The organism is Micromonospora sp. DT62 (genome assembly GCF_049847285.1).
GTDB classification, from domain to species: domain Bacteria; phylum Actinomycetota; class Actinomycetes; order Mycobacteriales; family Micromonosporaceae; genus Micromonospora; species Micromonospora reichwaldensis.
This window is the reverse complement of sequence record NZ_JBNCOB010000042.1, coordinates 10,304-27,909: the sequence shown is the minus strand read 5'-3', so window position 1 is coordinate 27,909 and position 17,606 is coordinate 10,304. Positions and strand designations below refer to the sequence as shown.

The 17,606-nt window shown below is 68.8% G+C and carries 8 protein-coding genes; 7 read left to right on the top strand and 1 reads right to left on the bottom strand.

What is annotated here, in order from left to right; translation table 11 throughout:
- Nucleotides 1-72: 72 nt before the first annotated feature.
- Nucleotides 73-609: a DUF4352 domain-containing protein gene (locus tag ACPXCB_RS30720; protein ID WP_425879533.1), complete on the bottom strand. Its 537-nt coding sequence runs from the start codon at nt 607-609 to the stop codon at nt 73-75.
- Between the two features lie 207 nt (nt 610-816).
- Here ACPXCB_RS30720 and ACPXCB_RS30715 point away from each other — a divergent pair, with 207 nt between their 5' ends.
- From ACPXCB_RS30715 to drmC, 7 genes are all read left to right on the top strand, one after another.
- A complete protein-coding gene (locus ACPXCB_RS30715) occupies nt 817-2,643 on the top strand; it encodes an N-6 DNA methylase (protein WP_425879531.1) in 1,827 nt (608 codons plus the stop codon).
- Complete coding sequence (locus tag ACPXCB_RS30710) at nt 2,640-3,536, top strand: hypothetical protein (protein WP_425879530.1); 897 nt, start codon at nt 2,640-2,642, stop codon at nt 3,534-3,536. The genes ACPXCB_RS30715 and ACPXCB_RS30710 overlap by 4 nt, the downstream gene beginning before the upstream one ends.
- 166 nt (nt 3,537-3,702) lie before the next feature.
- Nucleotides 3,703-6,828 (top strand): DISARM system SNF2-like helicase DrmD, encoded by a 3,126-nt coding sequence (drmD, locus tag ACPXCB_RS30705; RefSeq protein ID WP_425879528.1) that lies wholly within the window; start codon nt 3,703-3,705, stop codon nt 6,826-6,828.
- Nucleotides 6,825-10,886, top strand: a complete 4,062-nt coding sequence (locus tag ACPXCB_RS30700) for an Eco57I restriction-modification methylase domain-containing protein (RefSeq protein ID WP_425879526.1) — start codon at nt 6,825-6,827, stop codon at nt 10,884-10,886. Before drmD ends, ACPXCB_RS30700 begins: the two co-directional genes overlap by 4 nt.
- Nucleotides 10,886-14,722, top strand: a complete 3,837-nt coding sequence (gene drmA, locus ACPXCB_RS30695; protein ID WP_425879524.1) for a DISARM system helicase DrmA — start codon at nt 10,886-10,888, stop codon at nt 14,720-14,722. Before ACPXCB_RS30700 ends, drmA begins: the two co-directional genes overlap by 1 nt.
- Nucleotides 14,722-16,620, top strand: coding sequence for a DrmB family protein (gene drmB, locus ACPXCB_RS30690; RefSeq protein WP_425879523.1), 1,899 nt, complete (start codon nt 14,722-14,724; stop codon nt 16,618-16,620). The genes drmA and drmB overlap by 1 nt, the downstream gene beginning before the upstream one ends.
- Nucleotides 16,617-17,399: a DISARM system phospholipase D-like protein DrmC gene (gene drmC, locus ACPXCB_RS30685; RefSeq protein ID WP_425879521.1), complete on the top strand. Its 783-nt coding sequence runs from the start codon at nt 16,617-16,619 to the stop codon at nt 17,397-17,399. Before drmB ends, drmC begins: the two co-directional genes overlap by 4 nt.
- Nucleotides 17,400-17,606: the final 207 nt, after the last annotated feature.

Below are 17,606 nucleotides of genomic sequence, written 5' to 3'. Positions count from 1 at the left end.
AGAGCAAGGGTCACATCCACTGCCGCCAGCCATCAGCCCATCACGTACGGACCGACCCGGCCAGCCTCACAGTCAGCTCAGGGCGACGGTGACGCCGCCGGAGAACGGCGAGTCGTGCAGCTCCAGCTTGGTGAGCTTGACCTTCTTCGGGATGTCGAAGACGACCACGCCGGTCACCTGGTTGCCGGGGTTGATGTCATTGAGGAACGTCTCGGCGTTCTGGTTGGCGTAGATGGCGGCGCCGGTGTCGGCGGAGTACTCGGTGCCGTCGGCCGCGTACGCCTTCTGGCTGCTGCCGTCGAACATCTGCGACTCCTTGCCGATGTTCTTGACGTTGATCGTGATCAGACAGAACTGGCCCTGGGCCTTCTCGCCGAGCATCGAAGTGCCGACCTTGGTGACGCCGCACTTCGACGACTTCACCGTGAACTCGAATTTCCCGTCGCGGGCCGGCTGGCCGATCTTCGCGGTCTTCGCCGCCTTCTCCTCGCCCTTGGCGGCACTGTCGCTGCCCGAGCTGCTCGCGGTGTCGGTGTCGGTGGTACCAGCGCCGCAGCCCAGCGCGACGACGGCGGTGGCGAGCAGGGCGAAGGTCGTGGTCTTGCGCATCGTTCTCCTCCAACTGTGAATGTGGCGGGGTCAATAAGAGCAGCGTCCGACAACTCTGTCAACAGACAATGTGAACCTTGACAGGTGTGCGAGACTTCGTACGTGAAGACACCGACCGTGACCGCCGCAGAGATCGCTCGGCTCGCCGGGGTCGGACGCGCCGCGGTCAGCAACTGGCGCAAGCGGCACCCCGACTTCCCGGCCCCGGTGGGCGGCACCACGGCCAGCCCGGAGTTCGACCTCATCGAGGTCGAGCAGTGGCTACGCGGCCAGGGCAAGCTTCCGCAGCTGTCCCGCGCCGACCGGCTCTGGCAGCACCTCGCCGCCCCGAAGGAGACCCCCGCCGCCGCGCTCGCCGCCGTCGGCGCCCTGCTGTTGGCCCGCCACCGCGGCGACCGCCCGGCGCCCGGACCCGCCGACGCCCACCTCGCCGCCCTGCTGCCCGACGTCGACGCCCTCGCCGACGAACTCGGCCCCCAGGCCGCCTTCGACGAGTTGTGGCGACGGTTCTCCGCACCCGGCCCCGGCCGCCCCTTCGCCACCCCCGACGTGCTGGCCGACCTGATGGTCGGCCTCGCCGGCGTCGGCGGCGGCACCGTCCTCGACCCGGCCGCCGGCACCGGTGCCATCCTGCGGGCCGCCGCCCGCGCCGGCTGCACCTCGGCGTACGGGCAGGAACTCGATCCCGACCTCGCCCGGCTCGCCGGGCTGTCACTCGCCCTACGCGAGGTACCCGGCGAGGTGTGCCCGGGGGACTCGCTGCGCGCCGACGCGTTCGCCGGCCGCACCGTCGACGCGGTCGTCTGCCACCCACCGTTCGGCGCCACCAACTGGGGCGACGCGGAACTCGGTCACGACCCGCGCTGGATCGTGGGCACGACACCACGCACCGAACCTGAACTGGCCTGGGTTCAGCACGCTTTAGCCCGCCTCCGGGTGGGCGGGCATGCCGTCCTACTGATGCCGCCCACGGTGGCGAGCCGGCGCGCCGGCAAGCGGATCCGCCAGGAGTTGCTGCGTCAGGGGCACCTTCGCGCGGTGATCGCCCTTCCGTCGGGGGCGGCCGCGCCGCACGGCGTATCCCTGCACCTGTGGGTGTTGCGCCGCGTCGCGACGGACACTCAGGCACCGACACACGCGCTGTTGATCGACGCGGCCGATGCGGAGCCGGCCATGGTCTTCCCGCGCATCCTGGACACGTGGCGGGCATTTTCCGAGGCTCCGGCGGCCGAGGTGGAGGAAGCTGGCTTCGCACGTACGGTTCCGCTGATCGAGTTCTTCGACGAGGACGTCGACCTGACTCCAGCCCGCCGGCAACTCGCCGCCAAGACTGAGTCAGCCGGCAAGCAACTGGTACACATGATGAAGCGCCTCACGGCTGTCGTCGGAGATCTGCCAGCGTTGATGCCACGGGTTGAGTCGGCACCGGACGACGCGTCCGCGCAACCGCCGCTCTCGATCGCCGAGTTGGCCCGCACAGGTGCCCTGCAAGTGATCGGCCCGATTCGCCCGTCGTCGAGCATGAGTCAGAACGACGCGGCTGCTGTGCCGAACGACGACGCACCTGTTCTCACCGGCCAAGACGTGATCGTCGGTACCGAGGCGTCCGGCCGTGCTGACGGTACGTTGCTGGATTGCGTTCCGCTGCTGGTCGGGGACGTGGTGGTGCCGGCGGCGACACCTCACCTGATCGCGCGGGTGATCATGTCCGAGGGGATGCTGCTCGGCAGCAACCTCTACCTCTTGCGTCCCCATCCGGCCGCGCTGGACCCGTGGTTTCTGGCCGGGCAGTTGCACAGCTCAGTCAACGACAAGCAGACGACGAGCCTGTCGGGTACCCGAATCGACATTCGGCGCGCCCAGATCCGGCGGCTGCCACTGGAGGAACAGAGAGCGCTTGGAGAGGTCTTCCAACGGCTCGTCAAGTTCGAATCGGCCGTCGCGGAGGTGCGATCACTCAGTGCCGAGTTGGTGCGGCTCACCGCAGACGGACTGGCCGCCGGCACCCTTCGGCCAAGGGGCGGTGGGAAGTGAGCGCGAATCCGAACGACCGGGCGGAGAGCCAGCCCTGCGACTACCGGAACGTGCTTCCCGGCGACGCGTCGGACTACGACAGGGGCGTGGTGGAGTGTGGCCTCACCGCCGAGGAGCAGGACTGGCTCAGGCGGCAGCGCCGCGAGTGGGAGGCCCGGTGTGGGGGTGGGCCACTCAGCGCTGAGGAACTGGTCGACAGGCACACGATCGACGTCGTGCCGGCACGCTGGGCCAGGTTCGCCGAGTGCCTACCCTTCGAGACCGACGGTCAGGCGCGCCTGTCGCTGACTCGACGCGCGGTGACGGACGTGGCGCGAGAGTGCCGCGGAAGCGGAGCCTGGCTGCCGCTTCTCGTCACCACCTTTGCCTGGGGTTGGGGCATGCGCGGGTTCGGCCCGGCCCGGCTCTCCTGGATCCTGAACGGCAGAGGGTCCTTCCCGGGACTTCCAATGACTGAGATAGCGAATCGGCTGCCTGCTGCCGTCGATGCTCTCGAACAGCAAGGCACCCGTGCCTCCTACGAGTTGCTGGTGAGGGGCGCACCCGTCCGCGGGTTCGGCCCCGCCTTCTTCACGAAGTTCCTCTACTTCGCGAGCAGGGCCGACAACGCACGGAGCGGCGCACTGATCCTCGACGCTCGGTTGGCAGGACAGATGCGTGACGGTTGGAAACGACGAGCCGACCAGCCGTACGCGGTGAACGGCCCCGCCGCCCGGTGGCTCTGGCGAGGACCGCGCTGGTCGTCCCTGCGCTATCAGATCTACCTGGCCTTCATATGCCGGGCGGCAGGTCAGTTGTCGGGGTCGGCTGAACGATGGACGCCGGAACTGGTGGAGCTGCTGCTCTTCCGAGGCAGGCAGACCCCGGCGCAACAGTGTCGCGTAACTGACTGACGAGTCCGATTGACGGGACGGCAGCGGAGTGATTTCCTTCCTATTCGCCGCCGGGTTGTGAAGTGAACAAACAAGCCATTCGGCGGGCTCCGGCCCCGTCAGCGCGGGCGTACGGTGCGGGTCGGATTCGAGTGGGGAAAACAACAATGGGGGAACGATGCCGAGCGTGACGACGGCAAAGCCGGCGATCGGCGACCTGGTCGCGGTACGCGGCCAGCGGTGGGTGGTCAGCGACCTGCACGAGGGCGAGCACAGCACGCTCGTCAACCTGCAGAGCGTCGAGGACGGCCGCTACGGCCACACCCTCGACGTGATCTGGGAGGTCGAACCGGGCCGGCAGGTGCTGCCCAGCGGCTCGCTGCCCGACGTCACCGAAGGCAAGTTCGACTCGCCGCAGCGGCTGGCCGCCTTCCTCGACGCGGTCCGTTGGTCGGCGGTCACCTCGGCCGACGTGAAGACGTTGCAGTCCCCGTTCCGCTCCGGTGTCGCGATCGAGGACTATCAGTTGGAGCCGGTGGCCCGCGCGGTCGACGCCCCCCGGGTCAACCTGCTGCTCGCCGACGACGTCGGCCTGGGTAAGACCATCGAGGCCGGCCTGGTCGCCCAGGAGCTGCTGCTGCGCCAGCGGGCCCGGCGCATCATGATCGTCTGCCCGGCGGGTCTGACCCTCAAGTGGCGCGACGAGATGGCGGAGAAGTTCGGCCTCGACTTCACCATCATCGACGCCGAACGCTGCGCCACGGTCCGCCGGACCCACGGCTCGGCGGCGAACCCGTTCGAGGTCTATCCGCTGAGCATCATCAGCCTGCCGTGGCTGCGGGGGCAGAAGGCGCAGCGCCTGCTCGACGAGGTGCTGCCCGCTGACGGCCCCACCTACCCGCGCACCTTCGACCTGCTGATCCTCGACGAGGCGCACCACGTCGCCCCGGCCGCTCCGAAGCAGGTCTACGCGGTCGACTCGCAGCAGACCAAGCTGATCCGCCGGCTGGCGCCGCACTTCACCCACCGGCTGTTCCTCTCGGCCACCCCGCACAACGGCTACCAGGCGTCGTTCACCGCACTGTTGGAGATCCTCGACAACCAGCGGTTCGCCCGGGGTGTCGACCCGGACCAGTCCGCAGTGCGGGACACGGTCGTCCGGCGGCTCAAGCGCGACGTCATGGACGCCGACGGAAAGCCACGCTTCGTGGAGCGGGTCGCCACCGCCATTCCGGTCACCTACCCGGAGAGCGAGCGGCAGATTCACGCCCTGCTCACCGAGTTCGCCGAGCTGCGGCGCAAGCGGCTGCACTCCCAGCGGGGCCGCAAGGCCACCGATCTGGTGACGCTGCTGCTCAAGAAGCGGCTCTTCTCCAGCCCCGCCGCATTCGCGCACACCGTCGGCGTCTACCTGGAGACCCTGCGCAGCCGCAAGGCGCCCGCCGTCCTAGCGGCCGACGACGACGTGCCGGAGTGGATGGAGGACTTCTTCGACGACGTCGCCACCCTCGCCGACGACCAGCTCGCCGAGGCCGAGGACGACGCGCTCGGCCGGACCCGGGCCATGCAGCCCGACGCCACCGCCGACGAGATGGCCCTGCTGGAGAAGATGTATGAGTGGGCCGAGGCCAAGGAGGCGCTGCCGGACGCCAAGGCCCGCGAGCTGATCACCTACCTGAGCGCGGTCTGCAAGCCGGATGGCCGGCACTGGACCAACGAGCGCGTCGTGGTCTTCACGGAGTACCGCGACACCCAGATCTGGTTGGCCGAGCTGCTCCGCCAGGAGGGCCTGGCCGGGCAGGGGCTCGTGCTGCTGCACGGCGGTACGCCCGCTGAGGAGCGGGAGCAGCTCCGGCTGGCTTTCCAGGCCGACCCGACCAAGCAGCCGGTGCGCATCCTGCTCGCCACCGACGCCGCCAGCGAGGGCATCGACCTGCAGAAGTACTGCCACCGGCTGGTCAACTACGACATCCCGTTCAACCCGAACAAGCTGGAGCAGCGGATCGGCCGGGTCGACCGGTACGGCCAGACCACCGCCCCCGAGATCAAGCACTTCGTGGGCAGCGGGTTCGGTAAGGCCGTCGACTCGTACGAGGCGGACCTGGAGTTCCTGTCCCGGGTCGCCACGAAGGTGGCCCGGATGGAGGCCGACCTCGGCTCGGTCAACGCTGTGCTCGCCGAGGCCGTGCAGCGCCGGATGCTGGGCGAGCAGGTCAACGTGGACATCGACAAGGCGGGCAAGGCCAAGAGCACCCGCAGCCTGCCCACCGAGGCCAACCTGCGTGAGCAGGTCGTCCGGCTCCGGGCGGAGTTGGACAAGACCGTCGAGGAACTGGGCATCACGCCGCCGGCCGTCAAGCGGGTCGTCGACACGGCCCTCGAACTGGCCCGTCAGCAGCCGCTGAAGCGGCACATCGACGACCGGCATCTGGTCGACGGCCTCTACACCGTCCCGCCGCTGACCGGATCGTGGCAGCGGGCCGCCGCCGGGCTCACCGCGAAACTGCAGCGCGACGACGAGCCACCCCGACAACTGCCGGTCACCTTCGAGCCGGCGGTGGCGAAGGGGCAGGACGAGATCGTGCTCGCCCACCTGAACCACCCCCTCGTGGCCATGTCGACCCGGCTGCTGCGCGCCGCCGTCTCCAATCCCGACATCGGGCTGCACCGGGTCACCGCCGTGGTCTCCGACGACCCGGCGCTGGAGGATGTGCTGGTCGGGGCGTACTCCCGGTTCGTGCTGGTCGGTGCCGACGGCGTGCGGCTGCACGAGGAGGTCCTCTACGCCGGCGGCTGGGCACCCGTGCACGGCCGGTTCCGCCGGTTAGAGAACCTCGGCACCCTCGGCGGCGTCCTCGACCGGGCGCTCACCACCGGCAGCGCGGCCTCTGGCCTGGTTGAGGCCCGGCTCGCCGAGCGTTGGCCCCGCGTCGCGGACGGCCTGCTCGCCGCCATCGACTGGCGCGCCGCCACCCGCCACGAGTCTCTAAAGCGCAAGCTCGACCAGCGGCAGGCAGCTGAGCAGCAGCGCATCGTCGACAACCTCGACCAGTTCGCCGCCACCCTGCGCGGTGCGCTCGCCGACGACGACGCCGAGGACGCGCTGTTCAGCGTCGCCGTCGCCGCGAAGAGCAAGGAAGAACTCGCGCAGTACCGCAAGGACCGTCAATCCTGGGAGGAACGCTTGTCGGCCCTGGAAGTCGAGCGCGACCGCGAACTCGCGGCCGTCGCGGCCCGCTACCGAGACCCGAAGCCGCACCGGTTCCCGGTGGCCGTGGTCTTCGTCGTACCGAAGCGGGAGGCCATCCGATGAGCCGCACCTTCCGACGTCCCGCCGCGCCCGACGGCGCCGAGCAGCACCGCAACTGGCTGAGCCTGGTCGAGGTCAGCGGCCCGTTCCTCAGCCTGCCGGTGCTCCGCGCCACCTGGCCGACCCTGGACGCCCTCGGCCAGAAGACCCGCGAGCGGCTGCGCCAGGAGCACGCCACCTGGCAGACCGACACCGCCGCGGGTCAGCAGCCCTGGATCGGCTACGTGCTGGGCGAGCTGCTCGGCTGGGGCGACGCCCTGCACACCGACGGACTCGACACGCTCGCGCACACCGTCGCCGAGCACGACACCGAGCTGAGCCCATCGTTCGCGCTTGTGGAGCCGGGCGAGGAGATCAAGCCCGACAGCGTACGGATGCTGGGGTTGATCTGCCCGGCCGGGAGTCAGCCGACCGCCCGGATTCGTGATTCGGCGTGGGCGGCGACTCCGGTCGACCGGCTCGCCCACCTGTGCCGGCACCACAACATCGAGCTGGGTCTGGTCACCAATGGTCGCTGGTGGACGCTGGTCTGGGCACCGCGCGGCGGCGTCACCACCACGGCCGTCTTTGACGCCGTGGCGTGGCCCGAGGCGGCCGAGCGCGACGTGGTCCGTGCGTTCGTCTCGCTGCTGTCCCGGCACCGGTTCTTCGGCGTCCCCGATGCCGAGCGGCTGGTGCCGCTGCTGCGGGCCAGCCTCGGCAGCCAGGAGGAGATCACCGAGGCGCTTGGCGTCCAGGTCCGCCAGGCCGTCGAACTGCTGGTGGCCGCCATGGGCCGCACCGACGTGCGGGACCGCGAACTCGGCGGGCGCGGTCTGCAGGACGTCGACGCGCACGACGTGTACCGGGGCGCGGTCTCGGTGATGATGCGGATCGTCTTCCTGCTCTTCGCCGAGGAGCGCAAGCTGCTCCCCGCCGACAACGAGCTGTATGTGAAGGCGTACTCGGCGGGGCGGCTCTGCGCCGAGCTGGAGCAGCGGGTCATCGAGGGCAGCGAGGAGGACCTGGAGCACAGCTCCGCCGCCTGGCACCGGCTGCTCGCCCTCTTCAACGCCGTCTACCGCGGCGTCGACCACCCGCGGCTGACCATGCACGGCCACGACGGGTCGCTCTTCGACCCGGAAGCCACCCCGTGGCTGCCGCTGACCATCGACGACCGGACCGTCCTGCACATGCTTCGGGCCGTGCAGTACGTCGAGATCGGCACCGGCCGGTCCCGGGAGCGCCGCACGCTCAGCTTCCGCGCCCTTGACGTGGAACAGATCGGGTACGTCTACGAGGGCCTGCTCTCCTTCGAGGGCTTCCGCGCCGAGGACGTGACGGTCGGCCTGATCGGCAAGGATGGGCTGGAGGAGGAGGTCGCGCTCGCCGACCTGGAGGCTCTGGGCGAGCTGGCGCTCGACGTACCCGCCCTGGCCAAGGTGCTCGCCGAGAAGTACAAGGACTCGAAGATCGGGTCGGTCGCGGCGCTGACCAAGCGGCTGGCACCACTCGACGGGGTGGAGCGCGAGGAGGCCCGCAAGAAGCTGCTCGCCGTGACCGGCGGCGATTACCCGCTCTCCGAGCGGCTGCTGCCCTTCGTCGGGGTCATCCGTGAAGATCTGCGGGGTCTGCCTGTGGTGATCCTGCCCGGCGCGCTTTTCGTCACCGAGTCGGCACTACGCCGCAACACCGGTACCCACTACACGCCGCGCTCACTTGCAGAGAAGGTGGTCGAGGGCGCGCTGGAGCCGCTGGTCTATGAGCCGGGACCGCTGCAAACCGGCGACAAGTCACAGTGGCAGCCAAAATCCAGCAAGCAGATCCTCACCCTCAAGGTCGCCGACATCGCCATGGGCTCGGCGGCGTTCCTCGTGGCTGCTGCTCGCTACCTCGCCGTTCACCTCATCGAGGCATGGTCCCGTGAGGGCGACGATCGGGCACTTGTTTACCAGAGCGGCGCCTCGGATCGTCCGGTGGACGCCGACGAGGATCCGCTTGTGGTCGAAGCGCGGCGTCAGATCATCGAGCACTGCCTCTATGGCGTGGACATCAATCCGATGGCGGTGGAGATGGCGAAGCTGTCGCTCTGGCTTATCTCCATGGACCCGCAGCGCCCCTTCACCTTCCTCGACGACCGCCTGGTCGCCGGTGACTCCCTGCTCGGTATTTCGTCGCTTGATCAGCTTCAGACCATGCATATGGACCCGAAGAAGGGTCGGAAGCTCCACGAGGACGGTCTCTTTGACTGGACGTCAAGCATCCGATCGTTGGTGGCTGAGGTGGCCGAGGAACGCCGGAGAATCGGAGACGTAGTTCTCGGTAAAGATCCGATGTTGGCGCTTGCCAAAAAGCGTGAACTGCTTAGTAGGGCCCAGTCGAAGTCAGCGCAGCTCGGCCTGTTCGCCGATCTGACGGTTGGCGCCGCCCTCGCCTACGGGCGCAAAGGCGAACGAGGACTTGATGCGGGCTCCATCGAGGCCGCCAAAATCGCCAATGACTCGCCGTCAGTAGTGGGCCAGCAGGCCGCCTTGAAACGGGTTAGAGAATGGCTCTCCAGCGACCAGGTCCCGGGCTCTTTTGGGCGTAATCCTTTACATTGGCCCCTGGTCTTTGCTGAGGTATTTCAGTCGGGCGGATTCGATGCTGTGGTGGGAAATCCCCCGTTCCTAGGTGGAGTGAAGCTTTCTCCGGCCTTTGGGGAGGCTTATCGAGAGTATCTCGTCAATTATGTAGCCGGGGGGCGACGCGGCACCAACACGGACCTTATTGCCTTCTTTGTTCGTCGTGCGATTGCGCTACTGCGGCCTGGAGGGGTGAATGGTTTTGTTGCCACGAACTCGCTGGCTCAAGGCGCCACGGGAAAGGTTGCTTTTTATGACGTTGGTGAAGGACTGACCGTATTTCGGGCGAGCCCCGACTACCCATGGCCATCAAAGGGCGCGAGCCTGACGGTGCTCGATTACGCTGCCGTTCGGATGGGCGAGAAAGAGGTGTGCGGTCTTAGGTACTTCGGCATCACTGAGGTCAAGGCTATTGACTGGTCGCTCAAACCTGCAACGACGTTCCACCGGCCGTTTCAGCTGAAGTCGAATTCCGGTATCGCTTTCAATGGTGTCAGCCATATGGGAGAGGGCTTCATCCTTTCGCAAAGCGAGGCCGCCGAGTACCTCAGTAGTGAAAGCTCGCCCGTCATTCGCCGATTCCTTGGTGGCTCTGACGTTGCGGACAGTCCAGATGCCCTCGCGTCTCGCTACATTGTGGACTTCGATGAGATGGAAGAAGCGCAGGCCCAACGGTTCCTTTCGGCCTATCGCCTGATCAAGGAAAGGGTACGTCCGTTTAGGTTAAGCAAGGATGCCCAGAAGTATCCGCGGATGGTCTATGAGTGGTGGAAGTTTTGGAACGGGCGGCCCGGCATGCGGGCGGCGCTGAGGGGGCGTGAGCGAGCGCTAGTCATCACACGCCTGAGTAAGATTGCAATGCCTGTACGTGTTTTAGCCGACCAGGTGTTTAGTGAAGGTTTGATTGTTCTCGTCGTCGATGAGCCCAAAGAACCCGCTATGCTAGCGATGCTTTCCAGCGCACACCACTACTGGTGGACGGTTACTCGCGCCTCCTCGCTGAAGGCAGACCTCCGGTACACGCCTTCGGATGTGTTCGAAACATTACCGCTGCCGCAGCTGACGTCCGCCATGCAGGAGTTGGGGGACCGGCTGGAAACGTATCGGCGCGAGGTGATGTTGCGCCGGCAAACCGGACTGACGGCGACTTACAACTTGGTGTTTGACGCAGGGTGCCGAGAAGGTGAGATTGCAGAGTTGCGGCGCATCCATGTAGCGATCGATGAGTCGGTCTGCCGCGCCTATGGCTGGGACGACCTGCTGTCGCAAGGGCTTGACCATGGCTTCCATGAGGTTGGTCCCTACACCCGCTACACCATCGGCTCGGCCGCAAGGCGCGAGATCCTCGACCGACTGCTGCAGCTGAACCACCAGCGCTACGCCGAGGAACTGGCAAAGGGCCTACACGACAAGAAGGCCGGCCGGAAGGTAAAAGCCGCCGAAGGGACGTTGTTCTGATGGTCGACATGCAGGGTGGTCTCTTCCCGCATCCGCGAGGCGAGCAGCAGGTCTTCTCCATGCCTGGCAAGGACGCGGCGGACCAGCCGGCGCTCATCCCGCCGCTTGACGTACCGCAGACGTTCCCCGAGGCGGCCTCCTATCAGGTGCGGGACGAGCTTGAAGAGCTGATCGGGCGGGACCTGCTCGGACCGTGGGACGGCGAGCGCGAGGAGTTCCGCCCTGGTGCGATGGGTCCGCGCGAGCGGTACCTCGTCGGCATGCTCGGCCCGAAGCAGCGCCCGAGGTCCGACCGCCGCGAGGCGGCCGAGGTGGCGGACGTGGACGCCGCCGTCCAGGGTGACGGCGCGGAGGCCGAGCTGCCGGAGGTCGTCACGCCGCAGAACCTGGGCAAAATGTGGGCATCGTCCATGGGACTGTCGTTCGCCGTGCCCGGCGACGTCGACGTGCTGACCGTGACCGCAGCCTGGGGCCGCTACGACCTGCGCGAGTCCGAGGACGAGAAGGGCAAGAAGCGCCGGGTCTGGTACCGCGAGCCGGTGTCGTACCGCAAGGAGGTTCGTCTCGACAGCGAGTCGTCCTACCGGATGCCGCTGACGGTGTCGGACGAGGACGAGCCGGGTGTGCACCTGGCCGTCGAGGTCCGGCCGCGCGACGGCCGCCGCGTGGTGCAGCTCGCCCTGATCAACACTCAGCAGGAGGCGACCAGTAACGGCGACACGGCCTGGCTGTTCCAGGCCGCTCTCACGGTGACCGCACTGGACGGCGACGCCGCCGTCTTCCTGCCGATCGACGACCCGCTGGACGGGGTGCAGGGCGTCGGTGACGACCTGGAGGAGACGCACCTGCGGCTGCTCTACCGGTCGCAGCGCCGCTACGCCTCTGGCCGCAACGTCGCCGTCCACCCGTCCGTTCGCGAGGACGAGCGGTGCGCGTACCAGCTCGCCACCACCTGGCTACCCACGCACAACGTGCCGGCGACCGTCGCCCAGGTCGGCGCGGACAGCGGCCTGGCCGGCGTGGAACTGTCCATGGACGTCCTCGCCAGCGTCGACATCGACCGGCTCCGCACCCGGCTCGCGCCATTGGCCGACGGGTACGAGGACTGGCTCGACGACGAGGAGGCCAAGCTTCCTGGCCTGCCGGAGCCGCTCCGCCCGGCCGCCGTGACTGCCGTCTTCAACGCGCGCCGCGCCGCCGAGCGGATCCGCGCCGGCATCGCGCTGCTCACGGACCCGGAGGCCGAGAAGCACTCCGACGCCATCGCCGCCTTCCGTTTCGCCAACGAGGCGATGGCGCTGCAGCGTCGACACAGCGAGGTTGCCCGGCTCCGCGAGGAGCAGGGCCTGTCGTACGCCGCAGCCAGGGCCGCCATCGACGCACGCGGCGCCGCCGCCGCTTCCTGGCGCCCGTTCCAGCTCGCGTTCGTACTGCTGAATCTGCCGTCGATCACCGACCCGGCGCATCCGGAGCGGGCCGCCGACCGGGATGCCACCGTCGACCTGCTCTTCTTCCCCACCGGTGGTGGCAAGACTGAGGCCTACCTCGGGCTGACCGCCTTCACCTTCGCGATCCGCCGTCTCCAGGGCGTGGTCGGTGCCGGTGCGGACGCCCGCAGCGGGGCGGGCGGTGTGGCCGTGCTGATGCGCTACACGCTGCGGCTGCTCACCGCCCAGCAGTTCCAGCGCGCCGCCGCCCTGGTCTGCGCCGCCGAGGTGCTGCGTCGGCAGGCGGAAAGCACCTGGGGTGCGGAGCCGTTCCGGATCGGGCTCTGGGTCGGCGGCGGGGTGTCGCCGAACTGGTTCACCGAAGCCTCCGAGCAGATCGCGGAGGCGCGCGAGGTCGGCAACGGCAAGTTCACCAACGTCCTACAGACGTTGAGCTGCCCGTGGTGCGGGTCGAAGCTGCGCGCCGAGCGTGACCTGACCGTCCGCGAGGACGAGCGGCGGGTCCTGGTCTTCTGCCCCGAGGCCGAAGGCGCGGATGCCTGCCCGTTCTCCCGGACCCGCTCCGCCGAGGGCCTGCCGATCCTCACCATCGACGAGGAGATCTACCGGTACGCTCCCAGCCTGGTCATCGCCACCGTCGACAAGCTCGCCCAGCTGCCCTGGCGGGGCTTCGCCGGAATGCTTTTCGGCCGGGTCCGGGAGCGCTGCCCCCGGCACGGCTATCGGCACGACGACCTCGACGCGAAGACCGGTTGCGGGGCCCGGCACAACAAGAAGGGCAAGCTGCCGGCCGTCACCAGTGAGCCGGTCGTCCGGCTTCGTCCGCCGGACCTGATCATCCAGGACGAGCTGCACCTCATCTCCGGTGCGCTCGGCACCATCGTCGGCCTGTTCGAGGCGGCCGTCGACCAGCTCTGCACCTGGTCGCTGCCGGGTGGCCGCGAGGCCGGGCCGAAGATCGTGGCCTCCACGGCGACCACCAAGCGGGCCCGGGAGCAGGTGCTCGGCGTCTTCGGCCGGCAGCTCGCCGTTTTCCCGCCGCCGGTCATCGACATCACCGACACGTTCTTCAGTCGGCAGGTGCCGGTCACGGTTGAAAACCCCGGCCGCCGCTACCTCGGCGTTTGCGCGCACGGGGTCCGGATGAAGTCGGCGGAGATCCGCCTCTCGGAGATCCTGCTCATCGCCGGGCAGACCCTCTTCGACACGTACGGGCAGCCGGCCGACCCGTACATGACCACAGTCGGCTACTTCAGCGCCACCCGCGAACTGGCTGGCATGCGCCGACTCCTCGACGACCAGGTCACCACCCGCGTCCGCAGCCACGGCCGGCGCAAGGGCCTCTCCGACCGGATCGCCGGCACCCAGATGCTCAACGTGCAGGAACTCACCTCCCGGGTCTCCTCCGCCGACATCAGCGAGGTGCTCAAGCGGCTGGAGAACGGCTTCGACCCGGAACTCGACACCTCCGCCCGACGGCGGGCGGTGCTGGAGGACATGCGGGACGCGTTCAAGGCCAAGACCGCGTCGAACCCGAAGCTGTCCCTGCACCCGGTAACCCAGAGCTTCTACCGGCGGCAGGACGAGAACCGGGTGCCTGTCGACGCGGTGCTCGCCACCTCGATGCTCCAGGTCGGCGTTGACGTATCCCGCTTCGGCCTGATGGTCGTCACCGGGCAGCCGAAGAACACCGCCGAGTACATCCAGGCGTCCTCCCGGGTCGGCCGCGACGCGTCGCGGCCCGGTCTGGTGGTCACGCTCTACAACTGGACCAGGCCGCGGGACCTGGCCCACTACGAGGACTTCGAGTACTACCACGCGACCTTCTACCGTCAAGTGGAGGCGCTTTCGGTCACCCCGTACACCCGGAGGGCGCTGGACCGGGGCACCACCGCGACCCTCGTCGCGGCCGTGCGCAACGGCGAGGACAGCTTCTCCCGCAACACCGACGCCCACGACGTGCCGCTCGACGGCCCGGAGGTGCAGCGGGTCATCGGCCGGCTGTTGGCCCGCGCCGAGGCGATCGGCGGGACGCGCGGTCGCGACTACCTCCAGGAGCGAATCAACCGGCTCCGCGACGAGTGGAACAAGAAGAAGACCGGCTCGTCCCGGCTCGGCTACGCGGAGGGGACGTTCAAACAACAGAAGCTGGATGGCCTGCTGACCGTGGCCGGTGGCGGGCGGTGGACCGGCCTGACGGTCGGCATGTCCATGCGGGAGACCGAGAACGAGATCAACCTGCTGCTGCCTGCCGGCGGGGAGATTTTCAACCCGCAGTACGGGACGCCGGAGTGGTCCTTCGGCCCGCAGACCGACGTCAAACGGGATGAGGACCTGCCCGACGGGGATGAGCTCGGCGAATCGACGCTAACCGGGAAGGGCAACTGATGGCCGCCAACTACTTCCGGCGGGTCGGTGCCGTCCGCCCCAGCCACCTGATGTTCACCACCGGTGTCGGCGCGATCGTCGACCTGCCCAACTTCTCCGTTCTGGTTCGTGGGCTCGAAGACTGGAACTACTCGGTCGTGCCCCAGTGGGAGGAGATCGTGGAGCCCCGGCTGCTCGCCGCCGTGCGGGCGCTGGGGTTGCGTTCGGTCAAGGAGCTGCGTCCGGCGCCGTGGCTGGACGGCACCGACCGGGAGCCGACCGGCCCGGCCGGCCGCGTCGGGGTGCCGATCATGCCGTTTCCCGGGTGGTTGCGCTGCACGGCCTGCGACGACCTCGCTCCGATCGACTCGAACGTCTTCGGCTTCGAGAACTCCAAGCCGCGTAAGCCACACGAGGCCCGCTTCTTCCACACCGTGTGCAGTCGCAAGAAGTCGGGGCGCAAACCGATGGCGGTCGGCGCCCGGTTCGTGCTCGCCTGCACCGCCGGCCACCTCGACGACTTCCCGTACGCCCATTTCGTCCACCAGGGTGGCGCGTGCCCGAACGCCAGCCATCCGAAGCTGAAGATGGATGACCGCGGCGGCAACCTGGGCGCCAACGTCGAGATCAAGTGCGCCCCCTGCGGTGCCCGCCGCAACATGAAGGAGGTCCTCGGCCCACGGGGTGCAGACAAACTTCCCCGTTGTCGTGGCCGTCGGCCGCACCTGGGTGACTTCGACCCGAAGGGCTGCGGCGGTGTCGAGCTGAAGCTGCTGGTCGTCGGCGCGTCCAACCAGTGGTTCGCCCAAACCCTCTCCGCCCTGGCCGTGCCGCGCACCGGCGCCAGCGAACTCCAGGCCAAGGTGGAACAGCACTGGGCCGCCCTGGAGGGCGTTCCCAACGTCGCCATGTTGCCGTACCTGCGGACGGTCGTGCCGGCGTTCCGTGAGCTGGAACGGTGGAGCGACCAGGAGGTCTGGGCGGCGATCGAGCGGCATCGCACCGGCGCCAAGGGCGGCGAGGAGGAGAAGGGCTACCCGGACCTGCGTACGCCGGAATGGGAGATCTTCTCCGCCGGGCAACTGCCGCCGGCCACGGATGACTTCACCCTCCGCCGCAACCCCGACGGCGTGCCCGGTGAGCTGAAAAACGTCTACGCCGACGTCATCCAGGCCGAACGGCTGCGCGAGGTCCGTGCGCTGGTCGGCTTCACCCGACTCGACTCGCCCGACCCGGAGGATCCGGACCTTGTCACCCGCGCGTCGCTGTCGAAAGGGGCGGCGACCTGGGTGCCGGCCAGCGAGGTACGCGGAGAGGGAATCTTCCTGCGCCTGCCCGAGGACCTGCTCGCCGCCTGGGAGCAGCGGATCGAGTACACCGAGGTCATGCAGGAACACCGGGACGCGTACGCCCGGTTCCGCAAGAACCGCTACTCCGGCCGGATCGCCGGACCGTTCGACCCGATGCACCTCTGGCCGGGGGAGCGCTACATCGCTCTGCACACCCTGTCGCACCTGCTGATCCGCACCATCTCCCTGGAGTGCGGATACAGCTCGGCTAGTCTCTCCGAACGGATCTACTCCGGCACCGAGGCCGACCCGCAGCGCGCCGGCATCCTCATCTACACCGCCGTGCCGGACGCCGAGGGCACCCTCGGCGGGCTGGTGTCGCTCGCCGAGCCGGACGCACTGACCCGGCTGACCCGGCGGGCGCTCGCCGAGGCCATGCACTGCTCCTCCGACCCGCTCTGCGCTGAGCGGCTGCCCCAGGACCCGGCGGACTTCCTGCACGGTGCCGCCTGCCATGTCTGCCTGTTCGTCTCCGAGACGACCTGCGAGCGCGGCAACCGGTTCCTGGACCGGCGGTTCGTCGTACCGATCGACAAGCCGGACCTGGCGCTCTTCCCCGAGCTGCCGTGACCTGGCACCCGGTGTTCGAGGCGGCGGCGGAGGCCGCGGTGCACCGGCTCGGCCCGGGACACCTGCGGGTGCTGGCCGACCGCCTCGGGGACGGCTCGCCGGAGCAGGCTGTCCGGCACGCCGTACCGGTGCCCGGCTTCGCCGAGGCAGCCGGGGCGGTACTGGCTGCTCAGCGAACCTCGGGCCTGCCCGGCGTCGAGGCGGCGGCCTACCTGCGCGGGCTGGCTGCCGGCCACGCACAGCGGTCGGCAGCGGTACGGATCGAGTCGGTGTGGAGTGGACCGAGCACCCACCCGGTGCCGGTCCGCGCCACCGCCCAGGTGTTGGTCGACCTGGTGGCGGAGGCCCAGGCGGAACTGCTGCTGATGACGTACTCCGCCAAGCCCTACCCGCCGCTGCTGGCCGCGCTCACGGCCGCAGTCGCACGTGGTGTGGCCGTGACAGTGGTGGTCGAAACCCTGGCCGGTGCTCGCGGTGCGCTGAACGGTGCGGAGCCCGCCGCCGCCTTCGCCACCCTGGCAGGCGTTCAGGTGTGGCACTGGCCGGCCGAGCGGAGGACCGAGGAGCACGCCAAGATGCACGCGAAGATCGCCGTCGCTGATCGCCGCGTGCTGCTGGTGTCCAGCGCCAACCTGACCCAGTCCGGGGTCAACCGCAACATCGAGGCCGGGCTCCTGGTACGCGGTGGGACGGCGCCGCGGCGGGCCGCCGAGCACATCGCGGAGCTGCAGACGCGAGGGGTGCTGGCCCGGCTCCAGGCATCCGGGCAGGGGGGTTGACCATGTCGGACGGTGCGACGGTGGCCACCGGTGACATCGCTCGGCTGGCTGGCGTCGGGCGGGCGGCGGTGAGCAACTGGCGACGGCGCTTTCCCGATTTCCCGCAGCCGGTCGGCGGCAGCTCCGCGAGTCCTCTGTTCGCGCTTACCGAGGTCGAGCGGTGGCTCAGCCGGCACGACAGGCCGTTCCAGCTGACGCCCGTGGACC